18 protein-coding genes and 1 tRNA gene are annotated in these 17,502 nt (G+C 46.9%); 15 read left to right on the top strand and 4 right to left on the bottom strand.

Features of this window, described 5'->3' with window-relative positions:
- The first annotated feature begins 40 nt into the window (after positions 1-40).
- Genes NFR47_RS04755 through NFR47_RS04745 form a run of 3 tightly spaced genes read left to right on the top strand, consistent with a single transcriptional unit; the run spans position 41 to position 3,813 of the window.
- A complete protein-coding gene (locus NFR47_RS04755) occupies positions 41-616 on the top strand; it encodes a thymidine kinase (protein ID WP_251214440.1) in 576 nt (191 codons plus the stop codon).
- A gap of 42 nt (positions 617-658) precedes the next feature.
- The gene (locus NFR47_RS04750; RefSeq protein WP_251214439.1) at positions 659-2,965 is read left to right on the top strand and encodes a DUF2339 domain-containing protein; all 2,307 of its coding nucleotides are present in this window, start codon (positions 659-661) and stop codon (positions 2,963-2,965) included.
- A 38-nt stretch (positions 2,966-3,003) separates the two neighbouring features.
- Complete coding sequence (locus NFR47_RS04745) at positions 3,004-3,813, top strand: M48 family metallopeptidase (RefSeq protein ID WP_251214438.1); 810 nt, start codon at positions 3,004-3,006, stop codon at positions 3,811-3,813.
- Between the two features lie 68 nt (positions 3,814-3,881).
- Here NFR47_RS04745 and NFR47_RS04740 read toward each other — a convergent pair whose 3' ends face one another.
- Positions 3,882-4,577: a tetratricopeptide repeat protein gene (locus NFR47_RS04740; protein WP_251214437.1), complete on the bottom strand. Its 696-nt coding sequence runs from the start codon at positions 4,575-4,577 to the stop codon at positions 3,882-3,884.
- Between the two features lie 178 nt (positions 4,578-4,755).
- On the opposite strand from NFR47_RS04740, the gene NFR47_RS04735 reads away from it, so the two are divergent.
- Both NFR47_RS04735 and NFR47_RS04730 read left to right on the top strand, forming a co-directional pair.
- Positions 4,756-4,827, top strand: a tRNA-Thr gene (locus tag NFR47_RS04735).
- Between the two features lie 167 nt (positions 4,828-4,994).
- Positions 4,995-6,206, top strand: coding sequence for a site-specific integrase (locus tag NFR47_RS04730; RefSeq protein WP_251214436.1), 1,212 nt, complete (start codon positions 4,995-4,997; stop codon positions 6,204-6,206).
- Between the two features lie 217 nt (positions 6,207-6,423).
- Here the strand turns inward: NFR47_RS04730 and NFR47_RS08520 are convergent, their stop codons facing one another.
- Positions 6,424-6,549 carry a hypothetical protein gene (locus NFR47_RS08520; RefSeq protein ID WP_275556999.1) on the bottom strand — a complete coding sequence of 42 codons (126 nt, stop codon included), beginning with the start codon at positions 6,547-6,549 and terminating at the stop codon, positions 6,424-6,426.
- A 176-nt stretch (positions 6,550-6,725) separates the two neighbouring features.
- Here NFR47_RS08520 and NFR47_RS04725 point away from each other — a divergent pair, with 176 nt between their 5' ends.
- Both NFR47_RS04725 and NFR47_RS04720 read left to right on the top strand, forming a co-directional pair.
- On the top strand, positions 6,726-7,064 hold the full coding sequence (locus tag NFR47_RS04725; RefSeq protein WP_251214435.1) for a hypothetical protein: 339 nt from the start codon (positions 6,726-6,728) through the stop codon (positions 7,062-7,064).
- A gap of 288 nt (positions 7,065-7,352) precedes the next feature.
- On the top strand, positions 7,353-8,405 hold the full coding sequence (locus NFR47_RS04720) for a hypothetical protein (RefSeq protein WP_251214434.1): 1,053 nt from the start codon (positions 7,353-7,355) through the stop codon (positions 8,403-8,405).
- A gap of 145 nt (positions 8,406-8,550) precedes the next feature.
- Here the strand turns inward: NFR47_RS04720 and NFR47_RS04715 are convergent, their stop codons facing one another.
- Positions 8,551-9,792, bottom strand: a complete 1,242-nt coding sequence (locus NFR47_RS04715; protein WP_251214433.1) for a hypothetical protein — start codon at positions 9,790-9,792, stop codon at positions 8,551-8,553.
- A gap of 190 nt (positions 9,793-9,982) precedes the next feature.
- Here NFR47_RS04715 and NFR47_RS04710 point away from each other — a divergent pair, with 190 nt between their 5' ends.
- The 6 genes from NFR47_RS04710 to NFR47_RS04685 all read left to right on the top strand — a co-directional run bounded on the left by NFR47_RS04710 (position 9,983) and on the right by NFR47_RS04685 (position 14,705).
- Complete coding sequence (locus NFR47_RS04710) at positions 9,983-10,279, top strand: hypothetical protein (protein WP_251214432.1); 297 nt, start codon at positions 9,983-9,985, stop codon at positions 10,277-10,279.
- A 599-nt stretch (positions 10,280-10,878) separates the two neighbouring features.
- Complete coding sequence (locus NFR47_RS04705) at positions 10,879-11,403, top strand: hypothetical protein (protein ID WP_251214431.1); 525 nt, start codon at positions 10,879-10,881, stop codon at positions 11,401-11,403.
- A 68-nt stretch (positions 11,404-11,471) separates the two neighbouring features.
- Positions 11,472-12,542 carry a leucine-rich repeat domain-containing protein gene (locus NFR47_RS04700; RefSeq protein ID WP_251214430.1) on the top strand — a complete coding sequence of 357 codons (1,071 nt, stop codon included), beginning with the start codon at positions 11,472-11,474 and terminating at the stop codon, positions 12,540-12,542.
- 77 nt (positions 12,543-12,619) lie between these two features.
- Positions 12,620-13,063 carry a HEPN family nuclease gene (locus tag NFR47_RS04695; protein ID WP_251214429.1) on the top strand — a complete coding sequence of 148 codons (444 nt, stop codon included), beginning with the start codon at positions 12,620-12,622 and terminating at the stop codon, positions 13,061-13,063.
- A 710-nt stretch (positions 13,064-13,773) separates the two neighbouring features.
- Entirely contained in the window at positions 13,774-14,337 is a 564-nt protein-coding gene (locus tag NFR47_RS04690; RefSeq protein WP_251214428.1) for a hypothetical protein, read from the top strand.
- A gap of 2 nt (positions 14,338-14,339) precedes the next feature.
- Positions 14,340-14,705, top strand: coding sequence for a hypothetical protein (locus NFR47_RS04685; protein WP_251214427.1), 366 nt, complete (start codon positions 14,340-14,342; stop codon positions 14,703-14,705).
- Positions 14,706-14,809: 104 nt separating this feature from the next.
- Here NFR47_RS04685 and NFR47_RS04680 read toward each other — a convergent pair whose 3' ends face one another.
- Positions 14,810-15,544, bottom strand: coding sequence for a response regulator transcription factor (locus NFR47_RS04680; RefSeq protein WP_251214426.1), 735 nt, complete (start codon positions 15,542-15,544; stop codon positions 14,810-14,812).
- A gap of 108 nt (positions 15,545-15,652) precedes the next feature.
- Here NFR47_RS04680 and NFR47_RS04675 point away from each other — a divergent pair, with 108 nt between their 5' ends.
- Positions 15,653-16,459: an SDR family NAD(P)-dependent oxidoreductase gene (locus tag NFR47_RS04675; RefSeq protein ID WP_251214425.1), complete on the top strand. Its 807-nt coding sequence runs from the start codon at positions 15,653-15,655 to the stop codon at positions 16,457-16,459.
- The gene (locus tag NFR47_RS04670) at positions 16,456-17,442 is read left to right on the top strand and encodes an NAD-dependent epimerase/dehydratase family protein (RefSeq protein ID WP_251214424.1); all 987 of its coding nucleotides are present in this window, start codon (positions 16,456-16,458) and stop codon (positions 17,440-17,442) included. The genes NFR47_RS04675 and NFR47_RS04670 overlap by 4 nt, the downstream gene beginning before the upstream one ends.
- Positions 17,443-17,502 lie beyond the last annotated feature (60 nt).

The raw sequence follows: 17,502 nt of genomic DNA, 5'->3' as shown, positions 1-17,502 counted from the left end.
CCTTGCACCTGTAACTTTTCACCTTTCTCACCTTACCGAAATGTTTTTGGAAAACGCCAGCCGCAAGGGCTGGATCGAAGTGGTCTGCGGCTCGATGTTTTCGGGCAAGACCGAAGAACTGATCCGCCGTCTGAAACGGGCCCAGTTCGCCCACCAGCGGGTCGAGATATTCAAACCGCGCGTCGACGTGCGCTACTCGGAGGAAGAGGTCGTTTCGCACGACGCCAACGCCATCCGCTCGACCCCGGTCGATTCGCCGCAGAACATCCTGCTCATGTCGGCGGGCGTCGACGTGGTGGGCATCGACGAAGCGCAGTTCTTCGACGAAAGCATCGTCGAAGTATGCCGCCGGCTGGCCGACAACGGGGTGCGGGTCATCGTCGCGGGGCTCGACATGGACTACACGGGCAAACCGTTCGGCCCGATGCCCGCGCTCATGGCCACGGCCGAATATGTCACCAAGGTGCACGCCATCTGTGTCCGCTGCGGCAACCTGGCCCACCACTCCCACCGTCTGACGAGCGACGACAAGCAGGTGATGCTGGGTGCGCAGGACACCTACGAACCCATCTGCCGCCACTGCTTCAAGGAACTGGTGCGCGAAAAGAGAGAATAACCCCGCCGGGGAGAGACTTCCGGCGACCAAATCCGTCTGCCTATGGACACTTTCGACTACATACTGCTTTACGTTGTTGCTGGGCTGTGCATCCTTATCCTCAACAAACTGGGCTCCCTGGAAACCAGAGTATTCCGACTGCACCAACTTCTCGAACGCGACAGGCAGGCGTCTCCGCAGCCGACCGAAGACCCCCGTCCGGAACAACCGCAGTCCCCGGCCGCAAGTGCCGAAGCCTGCACGGCGGAGAGCCCGGCCCTCAATCGGGAAGCCGAAAAAACCGCCGCCTTGGCGGAATCCCCGCAGCCGTCGCCCGAGCTGCTGCCTGCCCCGGAATCTTCGCCCGGCCCGGAATTTTCGCACGCTCCGGAGCGGAAGGGCGCACAGACCCCGCCCCGCCGCCGGAAAAACTACGAAAAGTTCATCGGCACCCAACTTTTCGCCGCCATCGGCATCTTCGTGCTGATTGTCGGCATCGGCTTCTTCATCAAATACGCCATCAACAACGACTGGCTCGACGAGAGGATGCGCACCGGGCTGGGCTTCGCCAGCGGCTCCGCCCTGCTGGCTCTGGCCGCCCTGCTGCAAAAGCGCTACCGCTGGTTCGGCTCGCTGCTGGCGGGCGGAGCATTTGCGGTATACTATGTGACGGTCGCCGTAGCCTACCACTATTATGAACTCTTTTCGCAGGGCTGGGCATTCGGGTTACTGACAATCACCACCCTGCTGATGACGGCCATCGCCCTGGGCTACGACCGTCGCGAATTGGCCGTAGTCGCCTTGGCCGGCGGGTTGGTGGCGCCGTTCATCACGGCGAGCAGCAACGGCAACCACCTGATGCTGTTCGGCTATCTGACGATTCTGCACAGCGGCATGTTCGTGCTCTCGCTACGCAAAAAGTGGTGGGAACTGCCCGTCATCTCGTTCGCAGCGACCTATGCGATTCTGGCCGTCTTCGTAGCATACACCGCCCATTCGTTCGACGAACCGGCTTTCGCCCGCAACATGCTGGGATTCGCGGCGCTTTTCTATCTACTTTTTGCCGCGGCCATACTCTCGGTCATTCAAGCCCGCGACAACCGCCGCTTCTATTGGATATTGGCGGGGCTGGTGAGCCTCAACAATTTTCTGTTCCTGCACTTCGGACTGCTGTTCCTGGGCCACATGAAATCCGCCGCAAGCTACGCAGGCATCGTACCGCTGGCCATCGCGGCTGCGAACGTCGCCATCCTGCGGCTGACCCGCCGGCACTCCGGGCAACTCCCGCATCTGCAAAACCTGCTGCTGGGACTGACCGCCCTGTTCCTTACGCTGGCCGCCCCAATTCAGTTCCGGGCCGAGACCACAACCCTATGCTGGGCCGCTGAAACGGTCGTGGCGCTCGGGCTTTACGTCCATACGCGCCGCCGCATTTACGAAGCAAGCGCCGTTGCACTCTACTTAGCTACAGCGCTGAATGTTATGGCGCAACTTCTCACAGGCGACAGCGACGCCGGAATTTTCCGCAGCAGCGAATTTCTGACCGCCCTGTCCGCTGTGGCGATGTTCGCCTGCGGAGCTGGGTTCATGCGCTGCAAACGGGAGGTATTCGGGCAGGCAAAGCTCCTGGTCTATCCGGCCGTCTACGTTGTGTGGGTCGTCCTCACGGCAGGGCTGCTGTATTTCATGCTGAACGTCGAATTCTTCCGCCATCTTTCGGGCGGCATGCGGCTGCAAGCATGGCTGTTCACGAGCGTAGCGACGATTTCCGGGCTTCTGCGGCTGCTGGGCGAACATTTCCCGGCCGCGAAAAACACCCGTCTTCATCTGACAGCCAACGGGATTGCCGTGCTGCTGTTGATTATGTTCTCTACGCCCGGCCAAAGCAGCACAGCATGCGCCGTATTCTCGTGGCTCTCAGTAGCGGCAGTCATCTATTCGCTGACGAACATGGCATGCCGATTCTACCGCGGCGCAACGGAAGAGGCGCGGCGCAGAACTTTCACCATCGTGCTCAACATCATGGCCACGCTGGTCTGGATTAGCGTCTTCTGCCGCCTGCTGACGCTGCTGGGCATCGACCGCAATTTCAGTACGGGACTCTCGCTGGGACTGATAACGGCGGGAAGCGTACAGATGGGGCTGGGCATGCTCCGCCGCCAGAAAATTCTGCGCATCTTTTCGCTTTTCGTCTTCGGACTGGTGCTGCTCAAACTGGTGCTGCACGACCTGTGGCAATGGCCCACGCTCGGCCGGATTGTTGTTTTTATCCTGCTGGGCGTCACGCTCCTGCTATTGTCGTTCCTCTATCAAAGGCTCAAAACGACCCTTTTCAAGGACGACGACGAATTGCATATCCCCGGGAAATAACTACTTTTGTACTCCGATTTCAACACAAGAAACACGTTATGAAAAATTCGTTTGCAAAATGGGCGGCCGCACTTCTGTGCCTGGCCGCCGCGATGCCTGCACAGGCGCAGTTCAATCTGAAAAAAGCAATCAGCGGCGCCGCCAAGGTAACGCAGGCCGCCACGCTGACCGACGAACAGATGGCCGCCTACGTCAAGGAGTATATCGACTGGATGGACGAACACAACCCGGTCTGCGCCGATGACGACCCCTACACGCTCCGGCTCAACCGGCTGACCGAAGGACTGACCGACGCCGACGGCATCGCGCTGAACTTCAAGGTCTACTATGTCATCGACGTCAACGCGTTCGCCTGCGCCGACGGCAGTATCCGCGTCTTCTCGTCGCTGATGGACATCATGACCGACGAAGAACTCCTGGGCGTCATCGGCCATGAAGTGGGCCACATCGCCCACCGCGATTCCAAGAAAGGATTCCGCACCGCGCTGCTGGCTTCGGCCCTGCGCGACGGCATTTCGTCCAACGGCGGCAAGGCGGCGCAGCTCTCCGAATCGCAGCTGGGCGACTTAGGCGAAGCGCTTGCCAATGCGACCTACTCGCAGAAGCAGGAACGCGACGCCGACGACTACGGCTATGAATTCCTTCAGAAAGGCGGCAAAAACCCGTGGGCCATGGCCTACTCGTTCCGGCGTCTGAAAGCGATGCAGGAAGAAGCCGGCGCACAGAAAAACAGCAAAATCAACCAGCTGTTCTCGACCCACCCCGACCTGGACGTTCGCATTAAACGCATGGAAGAACGCGCCACGGCAGATGGAATCGCAGAACCGACCGCGGCCTGCGCAGAATAGAAACGCGGCTGGCGCCCAAACAAAAAAGCACCCTGCTGTCAGGGTGCTTTTTTATGGTTGGCAGGTCCTTATTTCGCGGCCGACTGCAACGCTTCGATAAACCGCGGCCACAGCACCCACAAATTTTCGGTCCGAAGCCAAAGCTCGCGGGCCTGCGCCTGCAACGAGGGGCGCTCGCTCTCGATGTCGCGCAGGTAGGCGGCATCGGCCGGATGCTCCGCCGCCGTGAACTCGGCGAAAAAGGGCGCGAAACGGGTCTTGAAACGTTTCAGCTCACCCTCCGGAAGCCGCCCGTCACGCCGGAATGCCGCCCACAGCAACAGCAGCTCCCGGCTGGCGCTCTTGTCCGAAAGGTCGTTGATGACCTCGTCGAACAATTCGGTTTCGTCCATCGCCAGATAATCGAACGCGAGCAGCTCGCTCCCCTCCAGATGGTCCTCGGGGTCGAGGTCGAGCAACATTTCGAGCAGTGCCGCCGACAGCTCGAAATCGTTGATAAGGAAATGATCGACCGCCGAAGCGTGGACCAGTTCGAGCGCCGCCCGCGAATTGCGGTGGTTCCACTCCAGAATCACCTCCTCGTCGTCGGGAATCAGCCCGGCCAGCCGCTGGAACGCCTGGAACCGCTCGTCGCAAGCCTGCTCCACAGCGCCCGAAGCCTGCAATTCGCGGCTGTGCGCCAAGACCCTGACGAAATTATATGCCCCCTCGCCGACGACCTCGAACGTCTGGTCGGGAGTGGGATTGAGATATGCTTTCTGCATCGTAGCGAATATTGAAAATCATGTTGCGCAACGGTCTGCGGCTATACTCGCCAGGTGGACGCCTGGCCGTTTCAGCGCGAATATAGCAACAAAAGCGATATTTTCGGTCAAATTGTTGCGAGAAATATTTTTTTTTCGGATATTTGCAATCCCAACCGAAGACCTCGTGTCTTCCAAGGCCGAAATAGCTCAGCGGTAGAGCACTTCACTCGTAATGAAGGGGTCCCGAGTTCAAATCTCGGTTTCGGCTCTGAAAGTCAGCAACTTACAGAAATGTAACTGCTGGCTTTTTTCGTTTCTGTACGGTGGAAAAAGGGGTTGAAACGGGCTTTTCACAGCCCTGACTTCCCATAAACTTCCCATTGAACTTCCCATAGAAAAGTCTGCCAACCCCCTGCATCAAATCGATGCAACACAATGACATTCAAAGCAATAATACGCAAAGACGTAATCTATAAAAACAACAATTCTCCCCTATGCATTCAATTTCTTCATGACGGACGTAAGAAAACCATTGGTTTAGGCATCTCCATAGCCCATGAATATTGGAATGCAGAGGCTCAAAAAGTAACGGATGACTGCCCCGACAGGGACAATATCCAGTTTCAGATAACAGCCAAAATCAAGGAATACAACAAGAAAATCCAGTGGTTGGAAGCGTTGGATATTCCCATAACATTCGACACGCTTTTCGAGACCAACAAGAGCCGCCATGCAGGGATTACCATAGAGGACGGTTTCAAAGCAGAAATTGAGCGTTTGGAATCGCTCGGCAAAATCAACTCGGCCACCAAACACAAATATGCCCTGCAAGTGTTGGATGGCTACAAATCGGTCAAAACCGCATTAGAGGCTATCGACCTCGACTATCTGAAAGGGTTGGAATTGTACCTGCGCCAACGGGGCAACAAGGACAACAGCATAGCTACAAGGTTCGCCATCTTCAAGGCCATCTACAACAAGGCAGTTAAAGAGGGCAAGGTCGCTGTAAAACAGAATCCGTTCACGTTATTCCAAGTAGGCAGTTTGTGGGCCAAAACACGCAAGCGAGCAATCGACAAGGACGACATCCAACGGCTAATCGACCTCGAAATTACAGAGGGTCATAAGACAGAATATCGACGCCTTGCAAGGAATTTATTCTTGTTCTCTTATTTTACAGCAGGCATGAACTTTGGCGATATTGCACGGTTGCGTTATAAAGACATCGTGAAAGGGCGTGTGAACTACTCCCGCCACAAGACACAGAAACTATTGTCCTTTCAACTTGTACCGAACGCCATGCAGATTCTCGAAAAGTACGGTACAGCAGGACACGGAGAAGATTATATCTTCCCTATCCTCAATCGCCATGAACACACCACCCCACAGCAGATTTTCAATCGGCTGCACAAGGTACTGCGGAAAATCAATCGAGAGTTGAAAGCGCTGGGAGAAATGATCGGATTGGAAATGCCCTTGACGACATACGTAGCAAGGCATACCTATGCAACAGTCTTGAAGCGGTCTGGTGTAAGCGTGGCACTCATATCCGAATCGTTAGGACACTCCGACCTATCCACTACACAAATTTACTTGGATAGTTTCGAGAACTCCCAAATCGACGCGGCGATGGCTCATTTGTTATAGACTGGAAAGAGGACAGACATCGACAAGGGGTATGGATTAAGCCCCTATGTCAATGTTTGTCCCCTTACTCTCATCAAGATTTATATATCATATCGAACTAACAGAACAAAATGCAGGTGCGGCTCCAATTATATGTGGCTTGGAACGAGGGCTGTCTATGTGTTCTTGTCGGTCGATTCAATGGTATTCTGCCGAGTAAATTATTTCAAAATATTCATTAAATAATTTGACTTTCGGTTGAATATTTTATATCTTTGCATAGCAATTCAGCAAAGACATCTCCACTATAAATGGTATTCATTCTTTCAAGGCAGATTTCCTCTGCCTTTTCTTTGCGTTGCATTACCACATTTTTTGAGTGTGAAATGAAGATTTCCTTTATAAGTATAGATTCAGAATCTAAAATTATGGAAGATAGTAGAAACAGAAGATTTCAAATCAAGAGATATTATTAATAATTCAATACTTACAGTTATGATTAACAACTGAGCTATCAACGCTCCCGAGGGAGCAACTTACTTGTCAGACTTTCTGACCGAGATTCCCATTAATTGTTTATTCAACAAGAAGCAGACAGGATGCGGTGCTACCGAGCTGGCCATCCGCAACCCCATTCCAACTATTATTGCCATGCCTTACGTGGCATTGGTAAAGAACAAGACTATCTACCGCCAGGATGATATTTCCGTGCTGGGCGTTTACGAGGGCATCCAAGAGCAGGACATCATCGACTATGCACAGAGCCATTCTCCATTAAAGATAGCTGTTACATACGATTCCCTGCCACGAACCATTAAGGCATTGCAGAGTATCGGCATAGACCCTTATAAAGATACTTTCCTGCTGGTGGATGAATGACACGTATTGTTCAACTCCTATTCGTTCCGCCATACCGCTATTAAGAATTTACTTGCAGAAGCCGCTAAATTCGACAAGGCAACTTATATGACGGCTACTCCGATAGAGCAGGAGTATGTTTTAGAGGAACTAAAACCCCTGCCTGTTTGCGAAATCAACTGACCGCATTTGCAAGAGGTCAAGATACGTTCCCGCCAGACATCCAAACCAGCCCAATATATCGTTAAGGAGTGCCGCAGGGTATTGGATAACGATATGCCCCACAACTTGCATATTTTCGTAAACAGCGTGGAGTTCATCGCAAAGGCAATCGACCTTGCAAAACTCACTCCCGAGCAGGTCAAAGTCGTTTGCTCGGTCAGCGGGGACAATGGCGAGAGCAACCAACGCAAATTAGGCAAGGATTATCCCATCGGCCAGCCGTCAGCCCCCGCAAGGAAGATAAACTTTTACACCTCGACCTGCTTTGAGGGGTGCGATATTTACGACGAGAACGGCGTTACATTCATCGTCAGCGACGGTAACAAATCCCACACGCTGTTGGATATTTCGACCCTGTTCACACAGATTTGCGGGCGGCTCAGGGATTCCAAATACAAGGGCGAGATTATCCATGTTTACTCCACAACCAAGTACAGCCGAGAAGTAACCTTGGATGAATTTGTGGCATCGACAAAGAAAGTGCTTGCAGAAGCGACAAGCTATGCCGACGAGATAAATTCATTGAGCGATACGGCACGGGGAAAGACCTTATCGAAAATCAAATACATCAACGAACAATATGTCCGCGTAGAAGACAATCGGCTGGTGGTCGATAAGAACCTCGCCAACATGGATATAGTCAATTTCAAAATCTGCCGCCACATTTACAGAACCTATGTAAACCTTACGAATGAACTGCAACGAAACGGCTACACGATAACCAGCCACACGTTCAGCGAGATTATAGAGAAGATAGAGAACAACGACAACGCACGTGTTACATTCAAAGACCTGTTCGATGAATACCACCGTCTGAAAACGACCAAGCCATTCTTTTCGCTGGAGAGCCACGAGGATTTATGCGCTCAAATAGGGATTAAATATCCATTAGTGAAACAGGCTTACGACGAGTTGGGAACAGACAAGGTGCAAGCAATGAAATACCATGTAAGTAATATTAAACGAGAACTGATGAAACGACAGCCAGCCCCGACCGAATACAAAATCGTGAAACTGGCAAACATAACCTTTCAGAAACAGACCCCTATTGCCAAAAGCAAGGTTAAGAAACTGTTGCAGGGCATTTATGATGATTTAGGGATAAAGCAGACGGCAAAGGCGAGCGACCTCAATAAATGATACGAGGTAAAACATACAACGCCCAAAATCAATGGCAAGACAACGGCCTGCATAACCATTGTTAGAGATAGGATGATTGTGAAATAATAAGTTCCGACTAGTTCATAACTGGTCGGAACTTATTTAGCAAACACACTAAAAGTTATCAAGATTTTTTAGGGGCTAACTCTGCTAATTTGTCAATGATTTTCTTTTGCAATTCTATTTCAACATCAGCCAACTTTATTCTCATTTTATAATCATCTGAACTATTATTAGGCTCGCAATAAATATTTCTAAACCCATCAAGTACAAACCCTAAAATTTGGTCTAAATGCTTCTCTTCTTTGAAATATCCTTGTTGCGTTAATAATTCAATATGCGATTTAATAGTCATTGAAAGAGTTACCTTAAATGCATATTTGTCGTGTAATTGTTTTGCTTTACTATATTGTATTGAAATAAAGTAGAGATAATAAACTACGGGAGAAAAGATTAGAAATCTGACATAAAAATTCAAATCAAAAGTAGCGTTCAATACCCATTGGTTTATACCTAATTGAAAAATAAATAATCCTATAATACCGACGAACAACAGAATAGATGTTGCCAAAATATATATTTCCCACTTTTTAATTTCGGCATTCAGACTGTTTCGCCGCTTTTCAAACTCACCACCAAGCCCCGTTTCACTTGCGATTTCATAAATTCTCTGAATTTCCGCTAATTTTGTTTCTGAATCACGATGTAGCTTTACTATTTTTTGATTATTAACATCTGATTCACGGGCATATGCTCGAATATTTTTTGTAAGAGAAATACATTCACGTTCTAAAACCTTGATATTGCTATTAGATATTGTAGCTTCTTTTTGTGCAAGTGTGACAGCTTCTTGGAGCTTATCTATTTTACCTTTATTTTGCTCTGCTGCACGATGCAAATTCTGCATCGCGTTCTCAATTTTTTTTAACTCTATAATCCTTGCCTTATAATTCTTCCCCAATAAAACAATTTCGTTATATTGGGACATACAATCCCTTTTTAATTTCTCAAATTTCTTTCGCTCTTTATCTGCACTAATTGTATCCGCAACAAATTCTTTCTTTTTTATAGCGTATTTAGCCGCTAAAGGAGAATATTTATCCTTGTAAAATTTTTCAGCTTCATTCAGGAGTTTTATTATCTTGTTTTTATCTCCTTTAAAACCCGCTATGGCTATTGCTGTTTCTTTATTTATTATGTCTAACTTTTCAACAAGAGACTTATAAATCTTGTCATTGGACTTTATACCACTAAACAGAGAATTAGTTTCCTTAAAAATAGAATTTAATGAGTTCTTTAAAACTGTAATTTCCGCCACTAATTCTACTGCTTTTTGCCTACGTTCTTCTAATGATATTGTCGCCATGATAAATTATATGCTTTTTACTAATGTAAAAGTACAGAATATATGGTATAAATCAAACTTTTACAACCTTAATTCAGCTCGATTCATAAAATAATAAGACCTCCTATTGTTCTTTTTCGTTCATACCCTGTCCACAAACAGATACACTAATCAAAGCCCCCTTCCCTTGATGAATGTAAAAACAAGAATTATGGACACACTATTAAGGGCGAAACGCATAGCCGATTTGCATGTGCTTTATGGACAGAACGAAGTGGTCGAGGAACTTATCCGTGCAGGTAAGATTGATGAAGAATACATGTATCCTTTCGTCGATACCGAAGACGAAATTTTCGAGTGGTGGCTGGTATCGCCTTACTTGGCACGAGAACTAAAAGCACAAAATGAAGTGGTAATCGACGCACTCGATTGCTATTGGTGGGGACGCACGACGAGCGGTCAAGCAATCTATATGGACAACGTAATACAGGAAATAGCAAGAGAGTAAAACACAGACCGCACTTTCATTTAAGGAAACCATAACTTACAGTAATTAGGGGCATTGCAAAACCATGAAGTTTTGGCAATGTCCCATTTCTGTTTTTATGCTGGCGTAAAGCGGATAAAAAGGGGCAAGGAACAAATGCAATACGTTATTTTCTGAAATCCTGCACGCTTAACCTTGAAATCCTTACCCTCAATTTACGAATAACAAATTTCTGAATCCATACTACCGACTATTGCATGGAAAATTTGTTTTACTGAACTTTGCGGTATCCTAACAGCAACAGCACCCATAAGTAAGATGTTTTGCAATTTCCGCTGAATATGCTACTTTTGCAGTAACATATTGAATACACGGAAAGTGTAGCTTGTTCTCTGATTGCGAACGTAGGAAATTCGACAGAAGAGAGGATGGGCGAACATCTTGCCGCGTCATATCCATTCGTGGGTATAGGCGTGGGGCTGTTGCTTATTTAATCTTCAAGGTTTCCTACGACCTGCAATCATTGAGTAAGTTTTCAGCACCACGCTTTCTGTTTACTCAAATCAATCTTATTTGACAGTCGTATAGGTGCTGGTACGGCACTCTAAACTTTCATTTCTATGAAGAAACTTGGTTTATTCGTGGCTATCGTCACGATGGGATTTGGCGTACATGCCCAAACAACGCATGTGCTACTGCCTAATGGAAAGAACATTCCTGTCAGACTTACATCTGCTATTTACAGCAATACGAACGCTAAAACCCAAACAGTCCCAACTGCAATTGTGGATGCCGACATTAAAGACAACAACGGGCAGCATGTTTTGATACGACGAGGTACTCCTGTTGAGATTTCTGCCACAATTCAAAAAGCCAAAGGCGTAGGAAAAGGTGCTTATATCAAATTGGATTTTCTCTCCACCTATTCCATTGATGGGCAATACATCATGCTGCAAGGGAATCTCATACGGGAAGGGGCTGACCGAAAAGGCACGGCATTAGGTGTCGGTCTCGGTGTTGGTTTGACGGTTTGCTGGCCTTGCCTATTCTGCCTGTGTATAAAAGGCGAAAAACTGGTTATTCCCGAAAATACACTCGTAAATTACGTTGTCACGAACGACGCATATCAAGTCAATGTAAATTAGCTTTTCAGACAATTGATTTGTCAGCTTTACAAAGCCATATTACATAGACCTTAAATTTATTAAAGTCCATGAAAAAACTTTTGATAATGCTTCTTATGGCAATATTAATTGCCACGAGTGTTTCCGCTCAAACCAGAACAGCCTATCTTGACCTTTACCAGCGCGGTGGAGGACGACACTTGAGAACAACATTGATGTTCGATGGAAAACCGATTTATATTGGGAGAAGAAATCTTGGCCAGACTCTGAATATGTTATCTCGATTGGGATGGGAAGTCGACCATACACTTATCGGAGCCAACCGCGTCCTGTTTCTTCCTACTCGTCATAAATTCCACATCATCTTAAAAAAGAAATATCATCCAGGAGAAGACCCGTTTGCAGGTTACCCGTTTGTAAAATCGCACAATTCACAAACGCCCTCCAAGGTGGAAGAAACGACAACTATAAAATCAATTGCAACAGTAAGTGAATCCGCTCCTTTATTACTCAGTTACACCACATGCGACAATAACCCGATTTCAGAATATCCAAAATCTGCAACCAATAGCTACGAAAATGGGAAAGGTACGGTTTTCTCTCATGAAAGAGAAATAAAAACAAATGCTTTTAAACGATGCCTCAATATAGAAAGTATTGTTATTCATAATGGCATTACCTCAATCGGAGAGAGTGCATTCTACGACTGTTCCAACCTAACAAGTGTAACAATTCCCAACAGCGTGACGTCGATTGGGAAATACGCATTCAGTCGTTGTAATTTAAGGAGCATAACTATTCCTGCTGGTGTAACGACGATAGAAGAGGGAACATTTTACAATTGCAAATATCTTAGCAATATAACCATTCCTAATAATGTTATATCAATTGGGAAATATACATTCTACAGCTGTTCCAGCCTAACGAATGTAACAATTGGAAAGGGCATTATGTTGATTGAAGACTATGCATTCAGCAATTGCAGCAATCTGAAAAGTATTTATTGCAAATCGACCGCCCCGCCTCAATTGGCAGGATACCGTCATCCTTTCCCAACCTCCGCAACTATCTACGTTCCGAGTGCTTCTATTGATAGTTACAAAGATGCATCGGGCTGGAGCAACTACGCAGACCAGATTGTCGGATACGACTTCGATTAAGAACGCAAACTCAAATCATTAATCTTTCTCCTGCGATACGGTTCGCTATCACGGAAGAAATAAAAGAAAAAGAAAAAATGGGAGATTTCGATTACAAAGAATTTATTCGACGTACAAAAAAAGCACTTGCACAATATGAAAGCTACATTAAAGAGCATCCCGAAGAGCAAAGCTATTCAAGAACTCTATTTATAAATGCTTGCCTTGGATTGTTGATGGTTCCTCACAAAGAAATGATTGAATCTTTACCCAAAGATTCTGTCAAAAATTGGGGGATAGATGAAGATAACATCAAAATCGAAAAAAATAAGAGTATTTGCAAGATAGCAACTCACTTACGAAATGCAGTAGCTCATAGCAGGTTTGAATATAATTGCAAGGAGATGTCCGTACCTATAGAAGAAATAATCTTTACCGATAAATTTAACAAAAATTGTTCAAATAATTTTGAAGCTACCTTGGATTATAAAACATTCAAAGATTTTGTTCTGAATATTGCTAATTTTGCATTAGATCATTAATATTTAAAAGATTGGACAGACTTGAACAGACGGTCTATGATAAACCGCTTTATTCGGGTCTGTCCTTGCAGTTTTACCAGATAACAAAGCAACACTACATTCTTAAAAGGAAAGAGTAGGAGAGAGGGAAAATTTTCCCACGCGATTTACTCGACACAAACGAGGACACACCTGGCACTTTTGCAAGGTTTGTCCTCGCTTTTTTGAAAAGATGAAGGGGTCTGCTCATCTATCATTATCACTTCAAACAATTATCAATTAATACATTACACAATCATGAAAGAACACTACATATTGGACTATGGATAGTCAACAACTTAACGCAATGACAATTAGAAACTTATAACACGATTTTATTCACTTGCAGGGGGTGGTTATTTCCCATAGACTTCCCATAACGAGTAAAACGGGATTGAAGGGCGCTTATAATATGCTGATTTTATGCATATTACATAAATAGCTCAGCGGTAGAGCACTTCACTCGTAATGAAGGGGTCCCGAGTTCAAATCTCGGTTTCGGCTCTTACAAAAAAAGCGATTACGCCTTTGCGTAATCGCTTTTTTGTATTTAAAACAATCATAAAACGAACAAACAAATACACAAGAACAGCTGATGTTCTTTCAATAAAACAATAATCTAAATTTACACTATATAAAATTGCCAAATAAGGCAAAATAATATATCTTTGCATAAGCTATAAGTAACACAAATGAAGAAACATATAAAAATATTCTTAGGCTTATTATTCATAATTATCTTTGGTCTCATCATAGGGCTATATGGAAAATATACACCGGATTACCAAAAAAATATTTTTAATCTTTCAACTTTAATTGGCGGGTACATTTCTGCATATGGCTTATTTGTTGCGATTTTACAAATTTTCGCACTTCAAGCCATAACACAAAGCACCCAAACCGCAGTTAAAGAAACTAAAGAAAAAGTCGAACAAATTTTATCCATATCTGATTTAGCCAAAATAGTAGCAAATATTCGCTTTATAGAAGAATGTATTAATAGTGACAAATATGAGCTTGCTAAGTTGAGATTATGCGATGTAAAAGACTTTATGACGCGAGTTGAATTTATCAAAAGAATTGAATTTGATAGAGAAGAATTTGGCAGACTAAAGAAAAGAGTAGAAATCGGTCTAAGTAATCTTGATAAACAAATAAATAATAAAGGTAAACTGGACAAAATTATCTTTTGCCAAGATATGGAAGAAGTTGCAACAATATTAAGCACATTGGAAAATCAATTAAAGTCAAAATAATTATGGAAACAAGATACGCTGATTTAATCAAAAAACTAACTAAATTAACTATAGACGGAAACGTCGAATGGGAAAAATCCAGTACGGAATGGCAATATAGATTAGAGCTGAAGTCTGCTACATTTGTAATTGACAAAATGCAAACACAAATAGTAGAAGGCATCTTATATAACACAAGTTATGAATTGATTATGTATAATAATAGAAATATTGAGATTTCTATTGCCAAAGAAACCATAGCTACCAACTCAAATGAGAATTCAATTTTATATGAATTATATTGTGCGGCCGAAAACTCCTATTTAAAAGAAACTGAAACAATAAAAAAAGTAATGGATGAATTAAATGAATTAGATTTGCCTATCTAATTATTTACACTTTATCATCTATTCTTCATAACAAAAGCGAGTTTCAACGAGGGAAACTTCTCCGATAAGGCATTACTATTTATTGTAGCCAAGTAGCCAAAAACTCAATCCAACAGCCCCAACCGCATAGCCAGGCGGATGGCCTCAAGCGAATTATTGACGTTTAGCTTTTCGATAATCCGCTGTCTGTACGTATTGACCGTATGAACGCTGATTCTCAACTGCTCGGAAATTTCCTTGCTCAGAAAACCGTCGCGCACTAACTTCAACACCTGTTTCTCACGAGAGGTCAGCGCAACGGCTTCCCCCTCGTACTCGGGATAATCCGGCAACGGAAATAGCTCTCCGGTTTTGAAATTATATAGTTTGGCTTCGACGCGCTCTAACGGCGTCTGATTGGGAGACATATCCAGCACCGAGAGCGCCAGCCAGATATTCCCGCGCGGGTCGGTCTCCAGCACTTGCATCTGCTCGATGCCCCGCACCCACCGCCCCGAAACGTTGATCCGGTACTCGCACACCAATTTGGTATCGAAAACCACACTAAGGTTTTCCAGAACAAACCGCAATCCGATAACTCCGTTGCGCATCACGGCCGGGAAATCGTCCGGATGAATTTGCAAATTGAAATACTCCGCATCCTCGGCGTCGATGCGTGAAAGGTCATATTTGAACAGACGCCCGAAATTGCGCGACACGAACGGATGGTTGCGGCGATACATGTCGAATACCGAAATTCCGCTGTTCGCCACCTCGGCCATCGTCGAAAGCTGACCGGCATGGCGGGCAAGCACCGAGTAGTCCAGCTCCGCCGGACAAAACACTTGCGAATCGAGCAAACGGCCGTATTCTTCTCCGTAATCCATCTTCCGACGTATGATTTTTCAGTATTGACCAGCAACCCGGTTTTCGGTTCCTTTGCAGTACAAAGATAACCTTTTTATTGCATGCAAGAAACTACATCCACACGTTATGCACTCGTCACCGGGGCGAGTTCGGGGCTGGGACGCTGCTTTGCGCTCGAATTGGCCCGCCAAGGCGTCAACACGGTGCTGGTGGCGCTGCCGGGAAGCGGTCTTGCCGCCACGGTCGACGAAGCGCGCAAGCAAAACATCCGGTGCGTCAGCATCGAAGCTGACCTGTCGGACCGGGAACAGTTATCGGAAGTATGCCGGAAAATCAATGCGGACTATCCGCTGTTCATGCTTATCAACAATGCGGGCATCGGCGGCACCGAATCCTTTGCAGACTGCGGCCCCGACTACCTCGACCGAATCATCCAGCTCAACGTCCGGGCCACGACGCTGCTGACGCACCAGCTGCTGCCCAATCTAAGACAGGCACCGCAGGCCTATATCCTCAACGTATCGAGCATGGCCGCCTTTTCGCCCGTCGGCTATAAAACGATTTATCCCGCCTCCAAACGCTATATCCACGATTTCACGCGGGGGCTTCACGAAGAACTGCGCCGCACCAATGTTTTCGTGAGCGTAGTCAACCCCGGACCGATGAAAACCAATGACGACGTCACACGCCGCATCGAAAGGCAGGGCATGTTCGGCCGATTGGGACTGCTTTCACCCGAAGCGGTTGCTCGGGTCGCGCTCCGACGGTTGTTCCGGCGCCACGCGATGATTCTGCCGGGCTGGTCAAACAAGCTCAACCGACTGCTGATGGGATTGATTCCCAACCGGATATGGCTGCCGCTCATGTCGCGCGTGGTAGCACGCGAACTGCAAATCAAAAAGCTATGACAGAGCGCGTATTGGTCACGGGGGCGAACAGCCTGCTGGGGGTGAACGCCATTCATGAACTGCTTGCAGCCGGATACGCCGTGCGGGGATTGCTGCGCAAAAAGGCGTTATTCGTCGGAATGCAGCATCCGGCTTTGGAATTGGTCGAAGGCGATTTCACCGCACCTACGACTCTTCGGAATGCAATGGATGGCTGTCGTTACGTCGTCCATTGTGCCGCCAAAACCGCACAGCACGGCCCCTACAACTCTTTCCGGTGGGTCAACGTGACAGCCACCGAACAACTCATACGAAACGCCATCGAACATAAAATCGAACGAATCGTCCATGTTGGCAGTGCTAATATTTTCGCTTATGGCGATGCGGAGCGGCCGGGCGACGAAACCCGCCCGATATGCGCGCCGTTTACAGCTTCGGCTTATGCAAAGAGCAAAAGCGAAGCCCAGCAACGCATAAATACGTATCTATCGCAGATAGAAATCGTTACGGCATGCCCAACATTCATGGTGGGCGCCTATGATTCCCGCCCGAGTTCCGGCCGCATTGTCTTGACTGGCTACGGCAAGCGACTGCTGTTTTACCCACCCGGAGGCAAGAATTTCGTACATGTAGCTGACGTGGCGCGCGGAATCGTCGCGGCTCTGCGTTACGGCAAAAACGAAGAATGCTATCTCTTGGCCAACGAGAATCTTTCTTACCGCGATTTCTTCCGGATGGTGGCCGCACGAAGCTCCCGCCGAACACGGATGGTCCGATTGCCCCGGTGGCTGTTGCTTACGGTCGGTGCCCTCGGCGACTGCGCCGCATGGCTCGGGTTTCGCAGCGAAATCAGTACCGCAAACATGCGGATTTTGTGTGTAAAGAATTACTACTCGAATGCCAAGTCCATCAATGAGTTGGGAATGTCTTACGTTCCCGTCGGGCAAGCCGTGGACGATGCTGTCGGGTGGTTCCGTTTTCGGAAGCTATTGCCGGATAAATAGCCGCCTAAAAACTTCCGAATCTTTTTCCAAATCACCTTTCATCCAACAATAAAGAAGCAC

This window comes from Alistipes muris (assembly GCF_943193205.1).
GTDB classification, from domain to species: Bacteria; Bacteroidota; Bacteroidia; order Bacteroidales; family Rikenellaceae; genus Alistipes; species Alistipes muris.
This window is presented reverse-complemented; position numbering and strand designations above follow the sequence as displayed.

Coding starts and splice junctions, on each gene's coding strand:
- NFR47_RS04745 (WP_251214438.1), top strand. CDS start 3,004: ATGAAAAATTCGTTTGCAAAATGGGCGGCCGCACTTCTGTGCCTGGCC.
- NFR47_RS04740 (WP_251214437.1), bottom strand. CDS start 4,577: ATGCAGAAAGCATATCTCAATCCCACTCCCGACCAGACGTTCGAGGTC.
- NFR47_RS04670 (WP_251214424.1), top strand. CDS start 16,456: ATGACAGAGCGCGTATTGGTCACGGGGGCGAACAGCCTGCTGGGGGTG.
- NFR47_RS04700 (WP_251214430.1), top strand. CDS start 11,472: ATGAAAAAACTTTTGATAATGCTTCTTATGGCAATATTAATTGCCACG.
- NFR47_RS04755 (WP_251214440.1), top strand. CDS start 41: ATGTTTTTGGAAAACGCCAGCCGCAAGGGCTGGATCGAAGTGGTCTGC.
- NFR47_RS04705 (WP_251214431.1), top strand. CDS start 10,879: ATGAAGAAACTTGGTTTATTCGTGGCTATCGTCACGATGGGATTTGGC.
- NFR47_RS04695 (WP_251214429.1), top strand. CDS start 12,620: ATGGGAGATTTCGATTACAAAGAATTTATTCGACGTACAAAAAAAGCA.
- NFR47_RS04690 (WP_251214428.1), top strand. CDS start 13,774: ATGAAGAAACATATAAAAATATTCTTAGGCTTATTATTCATAATTATC.
- NFR47_RS08520 (WP_275556999.1), bottom strand. CDS start 6,549: ATGCAACGCAAAGAAAAGGCAGAGGAAATCTGCCTTGAAAGAATGAAT.
- NFR47_RS04685 (WP_251214427.1), top strand. CDS start 14,340: ATGGAAACAAGATACGCTGATTTAATCAAAAAACTAACTAAATTAACT.
- NFR47_RS04730 (WP_251214436.1), top strand. CDS start 4,995: ATGACATTCAAAGCAATAATACGCAAAGACGTAATCTATAAAAACAAC.
- NFR47_RS04675 (WP_251214425.1), top strand. CDS start 15,653: ATGCAAGAAACTACATCCACACGTTATGCACTCGTCACCGGGGCGAGT.
- NFR47_RS04750 (WP_251214439.1), top strand. CDS start 659: ATGGACACTTTCGACTACATACTGCTTTACGTTGTTGCTGGGCTGTGC.
- NFR47_RS04710 (WP_251214432.1), top strand. CDS start 9,983: ATGGACACACTATTAAGGGCGAAACGCATAGCCGATTTGCATGTGCTT.
- NFR47_RS04715 (WP_251214433.1), bottom strand. CDS start 9,792: ATGGCGACAATATCATTAGAAGAACGTAGGCAAAAAGCAGTAGAATTA.